Source organism: Edaphobacter flagellatus (genome assembly GCF_025264665.1).
GTDB classification, from domain to species: domain Bacteria; phylum Acidobacteriota; class Terriglobia; order Terriglobales; family Acidobacteriaceae; genus Edaphobacter; species Edaphobacter flagellatus.
Genome location: NZ_CP073697.1, coordinates 1,242,547 through 1,259,805, shown reverse-complemented (window position 1 = coordinate 1,259,805; position 17,259 = coordinate 1,242,547). Strand labels below are relative to the sequence as shown.

Below are 17,259 nucleotides of genomic sequence, written 5' to 3'. Positions count from 1 at the left end.
AAAATATGGAATTGAAGAATAAGCGAGTACTGGTTGTTGGTCTTGGCAAGTCGGGTATCGCCGCGGCGATGTTTCTGCGCCGCCAGGGAGCCCGTGTGACCGTGAGCGATGCGCGTAGCGCGGTAGCGTTGGCGAAGGAGATTCCTGCGCTGTTGGATGCAGGCATCATGGTCGAGAGTGGCGGCCACGGCCTGCTCACCTTCCGTCGTCAGGATCTCATCGTCATCTCGCCGGGTGTGCCGCTTGATACACCGGAGGTGAAGCAGGTGATCGGCTACGGCATGCCGGTGATCGGCGAGCTGGAGCTAGCCAGCCGCTTCCTAAAAGGGCGTATCGTCGCGATTACCGGATCGAACGGCAAGACAACCACAACGACGCTGATCGGCAAGATTCTTCAGGACGCCGGCCTGCCCACGCAGGTTGGCGGCAACATCGGCACACCAGTGATCGACCTGATTGACCAAAGCACAGACAAGACGCTCGACGTGCTGGAGGTCTCGAGCTTCCAGTTGGAGACGATTGAACAGTTCCATCCCTGGATCGCGCTGGTGCTGAATATCACGCCGGACCATCTCGACCGTCATGGCAGCTTTGATAACTATGCTGCGATGAAGGCGCGTATCACCGAGAACCAGCAGGCGGGCGACTATCTCATTCTGAACGCCGAGGACAAGCCGACGCAAATGGTGGCAGCGAAGACGAAGGCGCAGATCTTCTGGTTCAGCCCGCGTAGGCCCATCAAGCAGGGTACGTTCGTGCATGGTGAAAGCATCATGTTTATCCCGAGCGAGGGAGCGAAGGCCGAACCGATCATGCCGGTTGCGGAGATTCCTCTGCGCGGCTCGCACAATGTCGAGAACGTACTTGCGGCCGTCTGTGCGGCTCGGCTTGCCGGAGCTTCGGCTGAGTCGATTCGCGCTTCGGTGGCGCGCTTCAAGGCGGTCGAGCATCGGCTGGAGTTCGTGCGTTGCCTGCAGGGCGTCGACTATTTCAACGACTCCAAGGCGACCAACGTGGACGCTGCGATGAAGGCGGTTGCGGCCTTTCCAGGCGGAGTTCACCTGATCCTCGGTGGCAAGGACAAGGATTCGGATTACTCGCAGATGTCGGAGCTGCTGCGCGAGCGGGCGAAGGCTGTTTATACGATTGGTTCAGCCGCGGAAAAGATTGAGCGCCAGCTCAATGGAGTCGTGAAGATGGTGGGAGCGGGAACGATGGATTTAGCCGTGCGCGAGGCTCATAAGGCTGCGGTTCCGGGCGATGTGGTGCTGCTGGCGCCAGCCTGCTCCAGCTTCGACCAGTTTGAGAACTACGAGCATCGTGGGCGCGTCTTCCGGCAGATCGTGAACGAACTGAGTTAACGGATAGCGGGAAGTTGCAACAATGGCGAAGCGAGTTGGAGTCGACAAGTGGCTGTTTGGTGTGGTGCTGTTGCTGGTCCTGTTTGGGCTGGTGACGGTCTTCTCCGCATCGGCGGTGATGGCCAAGGCCAGCTTTGGAACTCCGTACTACTTCATGCTGCGGCAGAGCATGTGGGCTGCTGCGGGACTGGTAGCTCTGGTCCTGATGATGCAGGTGGACTACCGCCGCTTTAATAACGAAAAGTTTGTGTATGCGGTGGTCGGCATCACGATGGTGCTGCTGATCGGTGTGTTTGCGATGCGCGACTCGCATAATACGCATCGCTGGTTCCGATTCGGTGTTGCAAGCTTCCAGCCGTCGGAGATGGCCAAACCTGCGATTGTTCTGTTCCTCGCTTACTTCCTCCAGACACGCATCCACAAGATGGATGACTGGAAGGGAACAGTCATGAAGGCTGCGCTGCCTCCGCTTGTGATGGTCGCGCTGATTCTGAAGGAGCCTGATCTCGGTACGGCGATGGTCTGCGTCGCCGTGACGGCGCTGATGCTTTACCTCGCCGGGATGGAGGTGAAGTATCTGGGAATTGGCGCACTCTGCGCTGCTCCAGTGCTGTACTACATGCTCTTCCGTGTGCCGTGGCGTCGCGCCCGCATGCTGGCGTTTGTGAACCCTGAGGCCGATCCGCGTGGAACGGGCTTCCATATCCTGCAGTCTCTGATCGCGGTTGGAACCGGAGGGCTTCGCGGACTCGGTCTGATGGAAGGACGCCAGAAGCTCTTCTATCTGCCGGAACCACATACGGACTTTATCTTTGCGACGATCAGCGAGGAACTGGGCCTGCTTGGAGCGTTGTGCGTCGTTGCTCTCTTCGTCGCGCTGGGTTATCGCGGATTCCGCGCTGCATATCTTTCGACCGATCCGTTTGCTCGGTTTCTTGCATTCGGCATTACGAGCACGGTTCTGATCCAGGCATTCTTCAACATCAGCGTCGTGGTGGCTCTCCTTCCGACGAAGGGTATTACCCTGCCGTTTATCTCGTTTGGCGGCACGTCGCTGTTTGTGATGTTGGCAAGCATGGGCGTTCTATTGAATGTGACTCGCGAGATCGATTGATGCAGCAAGTCAGCGGTTTGCGTGTTTTGATCGCGGGCGGAGGAACCGGCGGTCATGTGATTCCGGCGCTGGCGATTGCGCGGGAGTTACGCGATGCGTATGGAGCCGAGGTTCGATTTGTGGGCACGGCGCGTGGGCTGGAGACGCGTCTGGTGCCTGAGGCTGGATTTCCGCTGGAGCTGATCAAGGTGGGTCAGCTGAAGAATGTGAGTCTGAGGACACGCGCGCGGACGATGCTCGATCTGCCGCTGGGTGTGATGCGTTGCGTTGGTTTGCTGCGAGACTTCAAACCGCAGGTTGTGGTTGGCGTCGGCGGCTATGCTTCGGGGCCGGCGATGATGGCGGCGCTTCTGCTGCGGGTTCCGACGCTGGCGTTTGAGCCGAATGCGGTTCCAGGGCTGGCGAACCGCTTGGTCGGCAAATATGTGAGTGCTGCTGCTGTGAATCTGCCGGAGACGACGCGGTATTTTCGCAACGCGAAGGTGACGGGGACGCCGGTGCGTCCGGAGTTCTTTGCGATTGCGCCGAAGGCGGCGGGCGGGGCGAAGCGGCTGCTGGTGTTTGGTGCGAGCCAGGGAGCCCGCGTCTTCAACGAGATGATGCCGAAGATCATCGAACGGCTGTTGACGCTGGTGCCGGGATTACAGGTGGTGCATCAGACCGGCGCCCGGCATGGAGCGACGACGCTGGCTGCGTACAATGCGCTTGATGTGTCGCTGGCTGGAGTCGAGGTCACGATGTACCTGGACGACATGGCTGCGCAGTTTGCCGCGGCCGATCTGATTTTGTGCCGCAGCGGCGCGAGCTCGGTGGCTGAGGTTGCGGCTGCGGGGCGAGCGGCGGTGCTGGTTCCTTTTCCTCAGGCGGCGGATGATCACCAGCGGAAGAATGCGGAAGCGTTTGTGGCTGCTGGAGCGGCAGCGATGATCGTCGAGGCGGAGCTGACGGAGGAGCGTCTGCTGGCGACGCTGACCGGCCTGCTGAGTGATGATGCGCGGCGGGCTGAGATGGGCTCGCGCGCGAGGGCGCTGGCACATCCCCATGCGGTGGCGGAGATCGGGCAGATAGTGGCTGGACTCGCCCGATAAGCCCCCTCCCCCCTGTGTTTTTCGTAAAAGCTCTATTTTGTTGTGGTTGTGCGATTTGCACAGGCTAAAATATTCATTTGATGTGGGTTGGGTGTCAAAATATTGATTTATAAAGAGTTAGCCCCGATCCTTTTGGACCGGGGCTTTTGTTTGCTGATTTAAGTGTAGCTAAGTGAGGGAAACTAATCGGCAGATTTTTTGAGGTTTATTTGCTTTGGAATGAGAGAGTTGTGGTTTCTGGGGGCTTGACAGGCGTTTTCGCTCCAGTTGGCTGGGGTCGTTTCGCCTTCGGCTTCACTCCGGCCTTCGGCAGAGCGGGGGCCGCTTCGCGGCGGCTGGATTGAGGGCCAAGCCTGAAGGCTTGGCGTACCTGGAGGCGGTTCGTGCTTTTGTGCGAATGGCTCACTCCCCCCATGTCGCGATGAAGCTGCGCCATGGGGTTACCTGTTTTGGTGGCGGAGAGAGGGCATTCGCTTTGGTGCTCCATGGATGAAGGCTCGCCATCCGCACCTGTTGGGGCGTTATGAAGGGGCACCGTTTTTAGTGGGCGAGGAGGGGCTTTTGGGCGATCCCACCTTGCTCGCTGCGCGAGCGAAGATGGGGCACCCGCTTTCGTGGCTGGGAGAAGGCCCCGCTTTGGTGAGCTATAGAGTGGGCGCTCGCCCTGACACCTGGTGGCGTGGGTGCAAAAGTAGTGGGCCGGGAGATGTTATTCCCGGCCCACTTTGCTAACGTCGATTCTGGTTGGAGGTGTGAGGATTAGCGATGTCCTCCGCCGCCATGGAAGCCACCACCGCCACCGCCGTGGAAGCCGCCGCCACCACCGAAGCTTCCGCCACGGGAGCCGCCGCCGAAGTTTCCACCGCCGAAGCCACCACGGGGAGCTGATCCGCCGAAGTTGCCTCCGCCGCGGTTGAAGCTCTGTTGCGGAGCCGAGTAGCTACGGTTATAGCTCTGCGACGGTGCAGCGTAGTTGCGGGCGCCCTGGTTCGGCATCTGGACGAAGTTGTGTGCCGAGCCCTGGGTTCCGTTGAAGCGATTTACACCCTGCTGCTGCGACTGCCCGTTCTTCCAACCGAAGTTGCCGTTGTTGCCGAAGCTTCCACGATTGTTGTTGTACGAGGTCTGCATGACGCCGCGGCCCTGGTTGAAGCCGTTGCGATTGCCCTCGGCGAAGCTGTTGCCGCGGCTGTTGTAGTAGGAGCCGCGATTGCCGGCGAAGTTATTGCCGCGGTTGGCCCAGCTTGCACCACCGGGGCGTCCGTCGAAGTGTCCGCCATAGGGGCGGTTATAGGCGTAGCCACTCTTCCATCCGGGGCCAAAGTGGTTGTAGCAGCGGTTGTACCAGAAGTGTCCGCCACCCCAGTATCCGCCGTAGAAGCCTATGCCGAAGTAGCCGAAGCCGTAGTTAATGCCACCGTAGTAGCCGACGGTCGGTCCCCAGTAGCCGGCGTTCCAGAAGTAGCCGCCAGGGCCATAGCCCCAGTAGCCGGGAGTCCAGAGAGCACCGGTGTAGGGCGGGAGCACCCAGGCTCCGTCGACCCATTCGTAGCCGTCGCCGGTCCAGGCCCAGTAACCGGGAGTCCAGATGTATCCATCCCCAGGCATGACGGGCTGTGCGTAGACAGGGATTGCCGGCGGTGCGATTGCTACAGAGACAAAGACGCGCGCATGCGACACAGCGGGAGTTGCGAGCAACAGAGCACCGGCGAGAGCGGCGGCGCCAAAGAACTGACCAGCTTTGCGGAATGGACGGAAGAGGTTCATTGCCTTCCTTTGCCAATCGATCCTTCGTTTAGCCCGAACGAAACGGGGCTTCGAGGACCGCCCGGCTGAGGTTCCTGCCCGCTAGCTATTGCGGATCAGGCACTCACACATATTAGACACGAGGGGCGAGGTTTTGTTGCATAAAGGTGAATGGGGATTCAGGGGTATTTGGGGGTGTTGCAGGGGTTGGGTTTAGGGGGGCTTCGCTGGCGTCGGGTCAAATCGGAGATCGTCGGCTTCGCGGCTGCGCTTCGCTCGGGATGATGACCCTTCTGTGAAGGGGTGGAGAGAGGTGCTTCCACGCTTCGCTTGAAATGACACCCTCGTGGGAACTAGGGGATGTCGCTGATAGAGTGGAGGATATGGCTGTTCCTGTCGCTCCTTCGGGTCATTTCTTCTTTCCGCCTACGCAGCGGGTTCATTTTATTGGTATTGGCGGCATCGGGATGAGCGGGATCGCGGAGATTCTGCTGACGATGGGGTATCCGGTTTCGGGGTCGGACCTGAAGCGGTCGGCGGTGACGGAGCGGCTGGTGGGCATGGGCGCGCGTGTCTTTGAGGGACATGCGGCGGCGAATGTTGTGGCGAGCGATGTGGTGGTGACGAGCTCGGCGGTGAGTGCGGCGAATCCGGAGGTGGTGGAGGCGCGGGCGCGGAAGATCCCGGTGATTCAGCGGGCGGAGATGCTGGCTGAGCTGATGCGGCTGAAGTATGGCATTGCTGTGGCCGGGATGCATGGCAAGACGACGACGACGAGCATGGTAGCGGCGGTGCTGGCGGCGGGCGGGCTTGATCCGACTGTCGTCGTGGGTGGGCGCGTAAATGCGCTGGGGTCGAATGCGCGGCTGGGGAATTCGCAGTACCTGGTGGCGGAGGCGGATGAGAGTGACCGCTCGTTTTTGAAGCTGTCGCCGGTGCTGGGCGTGGTGACGAATCTGGATCGCGAGCATATGGATTGCTACCGCGATATGGCGGACGTGGAAGATGCGTTCGTGCAGTTTATGGATCGACTGCCGTTTTATGGTGCGGGCACGGCATGTGTGGACAATGCTCTGCTGCGCGGCGTGCTGCCGCGGGTGAGGCGGAGGATTTACACGTATGGCGAGAGTGCGGATGCGGATTTTCGCGTGTCGATTTTGAAGAGGGACGGCGAAGGCTTCGCGCGGTTTGAGGTGAGCTACAAAGGCGAGTCGATGGGTCCGTTCACGCTGCATGTTCCGGGTCGGCACAATGTGCTGAATGCGACGGCGGCGGTGGCGGTGGGTGTGCAGCTGGGTGTTGCTGCGGAGCTGATTGCGGCGGGGCTGGACAGTTTTCGCGGAGTGGACAGGCGGTTTCAGATTAAGGGTGTGGCGCGCGGCGTGACGGTGGTGGACGACTATGGGCATCATCCGACGGAGATTGTGGCGACGCTGAATGCGGCGCGTGAGGCGGGATATAAGCGGGTGCTGGTGCTGTTTCAGCCGCACCGGTATACGCGGACGCGCGATCTGATGGAGGAGTTTGCGAGGGCATTTGGCGATGCGGACCGGGTGGAGGTGCTCGACATTTATGCGGCGAGCGAGGAGCCGATTGCGGGCGTGACGGCGGAGGCTCTGGTGAAGGCGATTGGGCGCGAGGGTGTGAAGTATGCGGCGTCGATGAGCGAGGCCGTGGAGGCTTTGTCGAAGGAGGCTCGCGAAGGGGATGTGGTGGTGACGCTGGGGGCGGGGAATGTGTCGCAGGCCGGGCCTTTGTTGCTGGAGCGGCTGGAGGGCAAGTGAGTGGCAGCGGTCGAGAAGCAGATGCCTCCACTTCGCTGCGCTTCGGTCGGAATGACCGCCTTTGAGAACGATGATGCGGCGTGGCGGGAACGGGGGAGTGACCAGATGGGTGAGTTCCTGAAAGGGTACAAGGCAACAAGTTAGCGAAGGATGTGGGGGCTTTGGCGGGATATAGTCAGGATGGCGATTCTCGCGACCTTTGCTCGAGGTTGACGAATAGCGGCAGTGCGAAATAGCGGCAGATCGGCGAGGCGCGAGTCGGCGGTGCTGGAGGCGCCGGAGCCGGAGTATGCTCCGGTGGCGGCTCGTGCTGGCAGAAAGCCCGCTCAGCCGGACAGGACGATGCGCAGGGATTTTTCCAACTTCGACGAGGAGTTTGACGACGCTCCACCGCCACGACAGCGGCGTGAGGGCGGCGTGAAGCTGCGTCTGCGCGGAGGCGTGCCGAAGTCGCTGGGCGGACGGCTGGGAATTCTGGCTGGAGTGCTGGTGCTGGTGGGTTTGTGCGCGGCGGCTGCCGGAGTGGCGAGGACGGCCATTCTGCATGACGAGCGGTTTGTGATTCCGTCGTCGTCGGCGATTGAGGTTGAGGGGAACTCGCATGTGACGCGGGCGCAGCTGCTGAGCATCTTTGGTGAGGATGTGGAGCGGAATATCTTTCGCGTCTCGCTGGAGCAACGGCAGGCGGAGCTGGAGCAGATGCCGTGGGTGGAGCATGCGACGGTGATGCGGCTGCTGCCGAATCATCTGCGCGTGCAGATTGTGGAGAGGACGCCGGTGGCGTTTGTGAGGCAGGGCAACCACATTGGACTGGTGGATGCGAATGGCGTGCTGCTGGATATGCCGACGGATGTGCAGGGGGATATGCACTACTCGTTTCCGGTGGTGACGGGGTTGGCGGCAAGCGATCCGCTGTCGCTGCGGGCGGCGCGGATGAAGCTGTACCAACGATTCACGGGGGACCTGGATTTATCGGGGGAGAGGATCTCGCAGAATCTGAGCGAGGTGGACCTGTCGAACCCGGAGGATGTGCGGGCGATTGTTGCGGACAAGAACGGCGAGGTGCTGGTGCACTTCGGCGAGGACAACTTTCTGGATCGCTATCGCAAGTTTGAAGAACATCTGCCGGAGTGGAGAACGCAGTACCCGCACTTGAGCTCGGTGGATATGCGGTATGAGCGGCAGGTGGTGCTGGAGATGCAGAAGGGAAGTGCGCTGCCGGTAGCGGGACAGGGAGTGGATGCGACGCAGCCCGCGGTGGGTACGACGCCTGCTCCGGTGGCGGCTCCGATTGTGAAGCCTGCCCCTGCGGCCACCAAGCCTGCTGCGATCGCGCATCCACAGGTTGCGCATCCTCAAGTGACGCATTCTGGTGCAGCGAAGGCGGCGACGCAGATGAAGAGGCCAGCGGCGAAGGCTGCTCCGGCAAAACATAAGGGCGCAGCGGTTGCGCCGAAGACAACACCGGCAAAGAAGCCTGTTGCGGCTGCGCATCCGAGCGCGACAGCAGACGAGCAGAGGCAGGCGGTGGCGAATGGAGAGTCGTTCTGGGTTCATCCGAAGAGTGCGCAGGCAAATGGGTCGAAGAAAGGGTTGACGCGGGCGGAGCAGGAGACGGGTTCCGAGCTGAAGTTCCATCCGCCGCAGGTGGTTCGCCGATGAAGAGTCAGAAGCCAGAGAATCTGATTACGGTGCTGGATGCGGGCAGCGCGAAGAGCGTGGTGCTGGTGGGTGAGCTGCACGACGGCGTGCTGCGGTACCGCGGGCATGGCATCGAGGCGTCGAAGGGCATGCGCAAGGGATTGATTGCAGAGCTGGGGCCGGCAGCCGATGCGATCAATCGCGCGGCGTTGACCGCGGAGCGCACGGCCAAGGCGACGATTGAGACCGCGGTGGTCGGAATTGGCGGAGCACATGTGCGCGGGATGAATTCGCGCGGCGGAATCAGCATGGGCAGCCGCATGCGCGAGATTACGCGCGAAGAGGTAAGGGCGGCGGTGGACCGTGCGCGCAGTGTGGCACTCCCTCCAGACCGCGAGGTGCTGCATCTGCTGCCGCAGGAGTTCATTCTGGATGAACAGCCGGGGATTCACGACCCGATTGGGATGGTGGGCAATAAGCTTGAAGTGAATCTGCATCTGTCGACGTGCTCGGGAGGCGTGGCGCAGAGCGTGATTACGTGCGCGAATCGCGCGGGTCTTGAAGTGATGGACACGGTGTACGAGGGCATCGCAGCGGCTGAGGCGGTGCTGAGTGCCGATGAGCGCGAGCTTGGCGTGTGCATCGCGGATATTGGATCGAGCACGACGGAGCTGGCGGTCTTCTTTGAGGGATCCGTGGCTCATACGGCTGTGCTGCCGATTGGCGGCGATCACTTTACGAATGATCTTGCGGTGGGCCTGCATGTCACCGTCGAAGAGGCCGAGTTCTTAAAAAAGACATATGGGCACTGCGTGGTGACGGCGGTTCCGCAGATGAATGAGATTGAGGTGGGCGGCGACCTGGCGATCTCGGGCGGCCAGCCGGCGCGCATGGTACGGCAGCGGTTTCTGGCGGAGATTCTGGAGCCGCGTGCGCGTGAGCTGTTCACGATGCTGAGGGATAATCTGCGCAATGGCGGCGTGCTGGAGGCGCTGGGCGCGGGCTGCGTGGTGACTGGCGGCGGCGCGTTGATGTCGGGTCTGCTGGACAATGCGGAGAGCCTGCTGCGCGTGCCTGCGCGGGTTGGTTATCCGGTGCCGCTTTCGAGGATGCCCGAGGAGCTGGCGCGGCCGGAGTATGCGGCGGCGATTGGCATGCTGCTGTATACGCATCGCACGCAGGTTCGCAAGGCGAGTGAGGAGCAGGGGCTGCGAGCGAAGCTGAAGGCAATTTTTGCAGGGAGCTTCTAACGCGGTCGGTTGTAGGGAGTGAGGGAACTGCAGGTTCTTCGACTGCGTTGGACGGTTTTACGTTTGACAGGGTTCGAGCTTCGCTCGAATGTCCCACTCATGCGATGAAACCGCATGAGTGGGCACCCGGCTTTGGAACCCGCAAAGGCAGATTCCAAAGCCACTCGAAGCATTACATCGACGCCAGATGTCGTCATCGATATGTCCGTTTCGGGACGCTAGATTGGTTGTCAGTCAGAGATAGACTAGCTTCTCTAGTTCAGCCCCAAGGGGTGGGTTGGTACGAATAGATTGCCCAATAGACTACTTCATACGTATCGTTCGTTAGACAGTAACCATCCACGGTTCTATCAGAGGAAGCGGACCAGGTCGGGAATGTATTAGGGTAGTTGGCGCATGTCCACGAGAGAAGGTTAGATGCATCCGCCTCAAACTGAGCCTGGGTTGTAGAGGCGAGCATAATTTGTTGCTGTGCCTGCAGGGAATTGGGTGAAAGAGCAAAGAACAGAGATGCTGCGATGAGAAATAATAGCCTCTTCATTGGTTATCCTTTTCGGAAAGTGAAGTGCAACAAATACGGAAGTATTTCAGTGCGTCCACTATGATGGAGCACTTGTGGCATGTCAAGAATCTCGGCGAGGTCGATTAGCTCGTTCGGGATTCTCGATTGGGCCGCTTTATAACGAGTCATCCCGCCGATCGACATGGAACAAAAGGCCCGGACTTTCACGGTGAGAAGGATCACAAGTTTGTAAAAGGTTTCTCACTCGCTCAGTGAGGCTGCTTCGAAAATAAGGCAGACAGAAGCTGCTTGCGGGGGATGTTGAACCACGCGTGGTACGGGCGGTGGAAAACGTGGGTGTATCCAGAGCGTCGATGATGTGAGAATTATTTCTGAGCTGCTGTTGACGCGCGCGAAGGAGTACTGCATTCCATGCCGAATCTGCCTGATGACGATATCCGTATCCACTACCACGATGAAGTTCCGCATGGAGCGCGGATCAAGGTCATTGGCGTAGGCGGCGGAGGCAATAACGCCGTCAACCGCATGATCGCGGCCAAAGTGGAAGGCGTCGAGTTTATTGCGGCGAATACGGATGTGCAGGCGCTGAATACATCGAACGCTCCGGTGAAGCTGCAGCTGGGCGTGAAGCTGACGAGCGGGCTGGGAGCGGGCGCGAATCCGGATGTGGGACGGCGCGCTGCGCTGGAGGATTCAGACAAAATCATCGAGGCGCTTGAGGGCGCGGACATGGTGTTTGTCACGGCTGGCCTGGGCGGAGGCACAGGCACGGGAGCGGCGCCGGTGATTGCTTCGCTGGCGAGCGAGATGGGCGCGTTGACGGTTGCGGTGGTGACGCGGCCCTTCGGCTTCGAAGGTAAGCGCCGCATGATGCAGGCCGAGCGTGGATTGCAGGAACTGCTGGATTCCGTCGATACGGTGATTGTGATTCCGAACGAGAAGTTGCTGGCGGTGGCGAAGGACGCGGGCTTCTTCGAGAGCTTCCGCATTGCGGACGATGTGTTGCGGCAGGGCGTACAGGGTATCTCGGACATCATTACCATTCCTGGCGTGATCAACCGCGACTTTGCAGACGTGAAGACGACGATGGCGGGCATGGGCTATGCGGTGATGGGCACAGCGGTGCGCTCGGGACAGAATCGCGCGGTGGAGGCTGCGATGGCCGCTATGGCTTCGCCGCTGCTGGAGTCGGGTGCGATTGATGGCGCGAAGGGCATCCTGATCAACATTACTGGTTCGAGCAACCTGAAGCTGAACGAGGTGAATGAGGCTTCGACGATTATTCAGAATGCGGCGCACGAGGACGCGAATATCATCTTTGGCGCGGTGCAGGACGAGACGATGGGCGAGGACGTGAAGATCACGGTGATCGCCACGGGTTTCAAGCAGCAGGAGATGCCGGCGCGGCGGGAGCGGATGCTGGCGGAGGCGACGCTGCCGACGATGCGGTATGAGATGCCGGTGGTGGAGCCGCGGGTTTCGACACCGCGCTCGACGGCCTCGATGCCGAAGTTTGCAAGTGACGTGGAGGCTTTGCCGTCAGCGTCTGAGCTACAGGAAAAGTCGGACCGTGAGCCGGAGCTTCGCGCAGTTCCAGCTTCGGTGTTCGACGATGATTTCTTCCGCACCACACAGGAGCGGGCGATGCCGGCGTATTCCATTCCAGAAGAGGCAGTTCGGCTGGAGACGGGAGTTCGGGAGACGGCTTACGTTCAACCTGCGGAGAGCGTCCATACGGAAGCCCCGGCTGCGGAGGTGGGGGTGCGCGCTCAGTACGGAGGAGCGGCAGCAGCGCTTCCGGCGGATGCGAATGAGCCGGATGAGCTTGATATTCCAGCATTTCTGCGACGCGGACATTGATGACTCCATCTAAATATGGAGCGAAAGATGTATTTCCCCCGGGGGAATGCTGCAGTGGAATAAAGAGTGTCTTCTAATGCTGGCCGTGGATTGATGGCAACATAGTTGCTCACTTCGTTTTAATAGTGGATGTAGGAAGAGGGGTCGCCTTTGGTGTTGCATTGGGTCAGAGTCTTTGGCGTAATCCTTTTGGGCCTGGTAGTGGGTTCTGGGATGGAGGCGACGGCGATGACGTCGTCGCGTAGCGTAAAGCATCATTCGTCGGGGACGACGCATGCTGCGGTGAGCGGCAAGTCGCGTGTCTCGAAGGCTTCTGCCCGGAACGCGAAGTCGAAGGGTAAGGCGGTTGCCTCGACGAAAGGCTCGACGAAGGTGGTTGCCGGAAAGCGTGGGCGTGGGGCTCGTGCGAAGCTGGCGGTTCGGCGGACGCGGTATTACGAACACTTCTCGGCGAATTCTTTTACCGACAATCTAACGCTGGGTGATGTCACCGAGGGCGAAGATCCGATGGTGCGTCAGGCCGCCATCGAGGCGCTGGGCAATATGAACGGCACAGCGGTGGTAATCGATCCGGCATCGGGACGCATTTTGGCGATGGTGAACCAGAAGCTGGCGTTGTCGCGCGGCGCGGAGCCCTGCTCGACGATCAAGTTGACGGTTGCGTTGGCGGCCCTGGAAGAGGGCATCGTGAAGAAGGACACGCCGGTGAATCTTGGCGGCCGGTACACGATGACGATGACGGATGCGCTGGCCCACTCGAACAATGCTTATTTTGAAACGCTGGGTCGCTCGCTTGGTTTTGAGCGCGTGAAGCATTATGCGAATGAGTTTGGCCTGGGTGAGCTGGCTGGATATCACATTCAGGGTGAGCAGCTGGGAATCTATCCGGATGAAGAGCTCCCGGCGAAGCTGGGCGGAGTGGGGCGCATGTGCTCGTTTGGTGAGAGCGTGTCGATGACACCGCTGCAGCTGGGTGCGCTGGTTTCTGCGATTGCGAACGGCGGAACGCTTTACTACCTGCAGCATCCTGAGAATGAGATCGATATTGCGAGCTTTCAGCCGCGCGTGAAGCGGCAGCTGAACATCGCTCCGCTGATCCCCGAGATTCTGGACGGGATGCAGGGTGCGGTGATGTATGGCACGGCACGCACGCTGCGAGCGAACTTCAATGAGTTCCCGGTGATGGGCAAGACGGGGACGTGCTCGAATAATGGGACGCGCTTTGGATGGTTCGGTTCGTACGCCGATACGCCGAAGGGGCGGCTGGTTTCAGTCTTCTTTCTTGAGGGTGGGCGTCCTACCTTTGGGCCGAAGGCTGCGGAGCTGACGGGGCAGTTCTACCGTGCGCTTTGGGATAAGAGCTACTTCAAGCCGAGTGCGACGCAGGCGGCGAATACGACGCTGGGTTCGCACTAGGTTGCGCCAGATATGGGGCAACGGCTTCTGTGGCTGGGACACGAAATGCGGTTCTTCGTTTCGCTCGGAATGACACGTTCGAAGCGAATTTTCTAAACGAAATATTCAGATGGAGCGCGGTGCTGACAACAGCACCGTCTTCGCGTTAAGGAACTCGCGCATACCGGCGGCGGAGAGCTCGCGGCCGTAGCCGGAGTGTTTGATGCCACCGAAGGGGAGGCGTGGGTCGCTGGCGACCATGGCGTTGACGAAGACGGCTCCGCTCTCGAGCTCGGCGATGAGACGCTGCTGCTCGGCGGGATCGCGTGTCCATGCAGAGGCGGCGAGGCCGAAGGGGGAGTCGTTGGCGATCTCGATGGCCTCATCGAGCGAAGCGACTTTGAAGAGCATGGCAACGGGGCCGAAGAGCTCTTCTTTATAAATGGAGCTGGTACGGGGGACGTTGACGAGGACGGTGGGCTCGAAGTAATTGCCATCGCCGAGCATGCGTTCTCCGCCGCTGAGGACGCGCGCGCCTGCTTTGGTCGCAGCCTTAACCTGGGCTTCGAGCTCGTCGGCGATTTTTGCGGTGGCGAGCGGGCCGACGTCGGTGGTCTCCTTCATGGGGTCGCCGATCTTCATGGCCTCCATGCCGGCGACGAAGCCGGATTCGAACTCCTGGTAGATGGACTCGTGAACGATGAAGCGCTTGGCCGCGATGCAGGACTGGCCGCTGTTGACGAGGCGTGCGCGCACGGCGGTCTCGATGGCTGTGGCGATATCGGCAGAGGGCATGACAATGAAGGGATCGGAGCCGCCGAGTTCTAAGACAGATTTTTTGATGAGCCAGCCGGCCTGTGCGGCGACGGCGCGTCCGGCTGGTTCGGAGCCGGTGAGGGTGACGGCGGCGATGCGCTCGTCGCCGAGCACGTGCTCGACCTGGCGCGATTCGATGAGCAAGGTCTGGAAGGTGCCGCGGGGGAAGCCCGCGCGACGCGCAAGCGATTCGATCGCAAGTGCACACTGCGGTACGTTCGATGCGTGCTTCAGCAGGCCGACGTTTCCGGCCATCAGTGCGGGCGCGAGGAAGCGGAAGACCTGCCAGAAGGGAAAGTTCCAGGGCATGATGGCGAGGATGATGCCGAGCGGGTCCCAGCGAACATAGGTCTGATTTTCGGTGGGGATGGGTTCGGAGGCGAGGATGCGCGCGGCGTTGTCGGCGTAGTATCGGCAGGCGAGGGCGCACTTGGCGATCTCCTGCCGTGAGGCGTGAATGGGTTTGCCCATCTCGAGTGTGATTGTCTTGGCGAGATCGTCGGTTTCTTCGTCGAGGAGGGAGGCGAGCTTGCGCATGCAGAGGGCGCGGTGCTCGAGCGGGACGGCTGCGTAGGCGCGAAAGGCGGCGTGGGCCAGAGCGATCTTTTCGGCGATGGCTTCTTCGCTGAGCGTGTCGAAGCTGCGGATCAGCTTGCCGGTTGCGGGATTGATGGACTCGATGGCCATGCGGGCTGATGCTTGAAGCTGTAAAGAGGTTAGCGCAGCTCTTGTGGATGAGGCTATACCCGAGGGTTGTAGTGGGCCGTCTGCGTCAACAGATGGGAGTGCGCGGTATGAAATAATCGAGCGTGTCAGCGCCTCTTTAGACCTCTTTTGTGAGAACGGTGAGGCTTGCAGGAACCAAACAGCATGCAGAGTAATTCAGAGTTTATGAAGCAGGCCATCGAGCTTGCTAAAGAGAATGTGACCTCGGGGCGCGGTGGCCCGTTTGGCGCTGTGATTGTGCGCGACGGTAAGGTGATTGCCACCGGTGTAAACACGGTGACGGCAACGAATGATCCGACGGCACACGCCGAGGTGGTGGCGATTCGCAGTGCCTGCAAGGAGCTGGGCGAGTTCTCGCTGCCGGGCTGCGTGATGTATACGAGCTGCGAGCCGTGTCCGATGTGCCTGGCGGCGATCTACTGGTCGCGTATGGAAGGGATTTTCTATAGCGCCACGGCGGGCGATGCGGCGGCGGCAGGGTTCGACGACGCGTTTTTGTACGAAGAGCTGCGCAAGGAGATTGGCGCGCGGACGATTCCTGAGGAGCGTCTGCTGGCCGAGCGTGGCAATGACAGCTTTGATGCGTGGCGCAGGTATACCGCGCGTGTGGACTACTGACGAAGAACAGGCGAGGACGATGGCGACAAAGAAGGTTGCGGCGAAGAAGAAAGATGGCGTAGTGAAGGTTGCTCTGCTGGGCTTCGGCACGGTGGGCAGCTCGGTGGCGAAGGTGCTGGCGGAATCGAAGTTTCCGAACGTTGCCGTGACGCATATCTATAACCGCAATGTGGCGCGCAAGAAAGAGTCACCTGCGGCGAAGTTCGTTCCATCAGGCGCGGTGTGGACAGAGAACATCGACGATGTGCTGAAGTCCAATGTGGATGTGGTGATCGAGCTGATCGGCGGCCTGAATCCGATTGAGGGCTGGCTGAAGAAGGCATTGTCGTCAGGCAAGCACGTGGTTACGGCGAACAAGCAGTTGATTGCGTATCGCGGCGTGAGTTTGAAGAAGCTGGCCGCGCAGCATGGCGTTCAGCTGGTGTACGGCGCGGCGGTTGCCGGAGGCGTTCCAGTGATCCCGGGGATCAAGCAGGGCCTGGGCGGCGACAGGATCGTTCGTCTGAGCGGGATTGTGAACGGCACGTGCAACTATATTTTGAGCCGCATGGAGAGTGGTGCGGAGTATGCCACGGTGCTGAAGGACGCACAGGAGCTAGGCTATGCGGAGGCGAATCCATCGGCGGATGTGGATGGCTACGATGCGCGCGCGAAGCTCTGCATTCTTTCGCGCATTGCGCTGGGGGCTGACCTGAATCCGGATGAGGTGACGACCCAGACGATTTCGACGGTTGAGGCGATCGACTTCGTTTATGCGAAGGAGTTGAACTGCACGATTCGCCAGGTCTCGCGAGCGCAGGTGGATGGTTCGCTGGTGCGGGCGCGTGTGGCTCCGATGCTGGTGCCGTTGAGTTTTCCAATTGCGTGGTCGCATGGGACGCAGAATATGGTGGTGACCAGCGGCAAGTATGGCGGCGATGTGGTGTTCTCGGGCCATGGCGCGGGCGGCGAGCCTACGGCAGTGGCGGTCGTCTCGGACCTGCTGGCGGTGGCGCAGGGCGCAAAGGCGGCGGAGCATCCGGTTCGCAAGCGGCAGGTGACGGGAGAGTTTATGGCTCCGCACTATCTGCGGTTTGTTGTGGATGACAAGCCGGGCATCGTCTCGTCGATTGCAGGGGCGCTGGCGAAGGTGGGCGCGAACATCGATTCGCTGTTGCAGCGGCCCGGCTATCCGAAGCACAGGCTGCCGTTTGTGGTGACGACGGAGCCGTGTTCCACCGATACGATCGAGCGCGCGATCAAGTCGATTGCGAAGCTGGATTGTATGCTGGAGAAGCCGTTGACATTGCAGATTCTTGTGCCGGATGACAAAGAATAGTTGCCGGGCCCGCGAAACA

General features: G+C 60.5%; 12 protein-coding genes. 10 read left to right on the top strand and 2 right to left on the bottom strand.

Annotated features, from left to right (window positions below; all coding sequences use genetic code 11):
- Positions 1–5 precede the first annotated feature (5 nt).
- The 3 genes from murD to murG are packed head-to-tail and all read left to right on the top strand — an operon-like array spanning position 6 to position 3,563.
- Positions 6–1,361, top strand: a complete 1,356-nt coding sequence (gene murD, locus KFE13_RS05240) for a UDP-N-acetylmuramoyl-L-alanine--D-glutamate ligase (RefSeq protein ID WP_260706114.1) — start codon at positions 6–8, stop codon at positions 1,359–1,361.
- 22 nt (positions 1,362–1,383) lie between these two features.
- Positions 1,384–2,475: a putative lipid II flippase FtsW gene (gene ftsW, locus KFE13_RS05235; protein WP_260706113.1), complete on the top strand. Its 1,092-nt coding sequence runs from the start codon at positions 1,384–1,386 to the stop codon at positions 2,473–2,475.
- Positions 2,475–3,563 (top strand): undecaprenyldiphospho-muramoylpentapeptide beta-N-acetylglucosaminyltransferase, encoded by a 1,089-nt coding sequence (gene murG / locus KFE13_RS05230; protein WP_260706112.1) that lies wholly within the window; start codon positions 2,475–2,477, stop codon positions 3,561–3,563. Before ftsW ends, murG begins: the two co-directional genes overlap by 1 nt.
- Before the next feature lie 759 nt (positions 3,564–4,322).
- Here murG and KFE13_RS05225 read toward each other — a convergent pair.
- The gene (locus KFE13_RS05225; RefSeq protein ID WP_260706111.1) at positions 4,323–5,330 is read right to left on the bottom strand and encodes a YXWGXW repeat-containing protein; all 1,008 of its coding nucleotides are present in this window, start codon (positions 5,328–5,330) and stop codon (positions 4,323–4,325) included.
- Between the two features lie 362 nt (positions 5,331–5,692).
- Between KFE13_RS05225 and murC the strand changes: the two genes are divergently transcribed.
- The 5 genes from murC to KFE13_RS05200 all read left to right on the top strand — a co-directional run bounded on the left by murC (position 5,693) and on the right by KFE13_RS05200 (position 13,783).
- Positions 5,693–7,093 carry a UDP-N-acetylmuramate--L-alanine ligase gene (gene murC, locus KFE13_RS05220; protein WP_260706110.1) on the top strand — a complete coding sequence of 467 codons (1,401 nt, stop codon included), beginning with the start codon at positions 5,693–5,695 and terminating at the stop codon, positions 7,091–7,093.
- Between the two features lie 225 nt (positions 7,094–7,318).
- The gene (locus KFE13_RS05215; RefSeq protein WP_260706109.1) at positions 7,319–8,755 is read left to right on the top strand and encodes a cell division protein FtsQ/DivIB; all 1,437 of its coding nucleotides are present in this window, start codon (positions 7,319–7,321) and stop codon (positions 8,753–8,755) included.
- Entirely contained in the window at positions 8,752–9,984 is a 1,233-nt protein-coding gene (gene ftsA, locus KFE13_RS05210) for a cell division protein FtsA (protein ID WP_260706108.1), read from the top strand. The genes KFE13_RS05215 and ftsA overlap by 4 nt, the downstream gene beginning before the upstream one ends.
- A 934-nt stretch (positions 9,985–10,918) precedes the next feature.
- Positions 10,919–12,367: a cell division protein FtsZ gene (gene ftsZ / locus KFE13_RS05205; protein WP_260706107.1), complete on the top strand. Its 1,449-nt coding sequence runs from the start codon at positions 10,919–10,921 to the stop codon at positions 12,365–12,367.
- A gap of 228 nt (positions 12,368–12,595) precedes the next feature.
- Positions 12,596–13,783: a penicillin-binding transpeptidase domain-containing protein gene (locus KFE13_RS05200; RefSeq protein WP_260706106.1), complete on the top strand. Its 1,188-nt coding sequence runs from the start codon at positions 12,596–12,598 to the stop codon at positions 13,781–13,783.
- Between the two features lie 105 nt (positions 13,784–13,888).
- Here KFE13_RS05200 and KFE13_RS05195 read toward each other — a convergent pair whose 3' ends face one another.
- Entirely contained in the window at positions 13,889–15,265 is a 1,377-nt protein-coding gene (locus tag KFE13_RS05195) for an NAD-dependent succinate-semialdehyde dehydrogenase (RefSeq protein ID WP_260706105.1), read from the bottom strand.
- A 183-nt stretch (positions 15,266–15,448) separates the two neighbouring features.
- On the opposite strand from KFE13_RS05195, the gene KFE13_RS05190 reads away from it, so the two are divergent.
- Together KFE13_RS05190 and KFE13_RS05185 are read left to right on the top strand one after the other, a co-directional pair.
- Entirely contained in the window at positions 15,449–15,922 is a 474-nt protein-coding gene (locus tag KFE13_RS05190) for a nucleoside deaminase (RefSeq protein ID WP_260706104.1), read from the top strand.
- Positions 15,923–15,941: 19 nt separating this feature from the next.
- Positions 15,942–17,240, top strand: a complete 1,299-nt coding sequence (locus KFE13_RS05185; RefSeq protein ID WP_260706103.1) for a homoserine dehydrogenase — start codon at positions 15,942–15,944, stop codon at positions 17,238–17,240.
- Positions 17,241–17,259: the final 19 nt, after the last annotated feature.

Excerpts from the sequence above, each read along its gene's own strand:
- murD (WP_260706114.1), top strand. The coding sequence starts at position 6 with ATGGAATTGAAGAATAAGCGAGTACTGGTTGTTGGTCTTGGCAAGTCG.
- ftsW (WP_260706113.1), top strand. The coding sequence starts at position 1,384 with ATGGCGAAGCGAGTTGGAGTCGACAAGTGGCTGTTTGGTGTGGTGCTG.
- murG (WP_260706112.1), top strand. The coding sequence starts at position 2,475 with ATGCAGCAAGTCAGCGGTTTGCGTGTTTTGATCGCGGGCGGAGGAACC.
- KFE13_RS05225 (WP_260706111.1), bottom strand. The coding sequence starts at position 5,330 with ATGAACCTCTTCCGTCCATTCCGCAAAGCTGGTCAGTTCTTTGGCGCC.
- murC (WP_260706110.1), top strand. The coding sequence starts at position 5,693 with ATGGCTGTTCCTGTCGCTCCTTCGGGTCATTTCTTCTTTCCGCCTACG.
- ftsA (WP_260706108.1), top strand. The coding sequence starts at position 8,752 with ATGAAGAGTCAGAAGCCAGAGAATCTGATTACGGTGCTGGATGCGGGC.
- ftsZ (WP_260706107.1), top strand. The coding sequence starts at position 10,919 with ATGCCGAATCTGCCTGATGACGATATCCGTATCCACTACCACGATGAA.
- KFE13_RS05200 (WP_260706106.1), top strand. The coding sequence starts at position 12,596 with ATGACGTCGTCGCGTAGCGTAAAGCATCATTCGTCGGGGACGACGCAT.
- KFE13_RS05195 (WP_260706105.1), bottom strand. The coding sequence starts at position 15,265 with ATGGCCATCGAGTCCATCAATCCCGCAACCGGCAAGCTGATCCGCAGC.
- KFE13_RS05190 (WP_260706104.1), top strand. The coding sequence starts at position 15,449 with ATGCAGAGTAATTCAGAGTTTATGAAGCAGGCCATCGAGCTTGCTAAA.
- KFE13_RS05185 (WP_260706103.1), top strand. The coding sequence starts at position 15,942 with ATGGCGACAAAGAAGGTTGCGGCGAAGAAGAAAGATGGCGTAGTGAAG.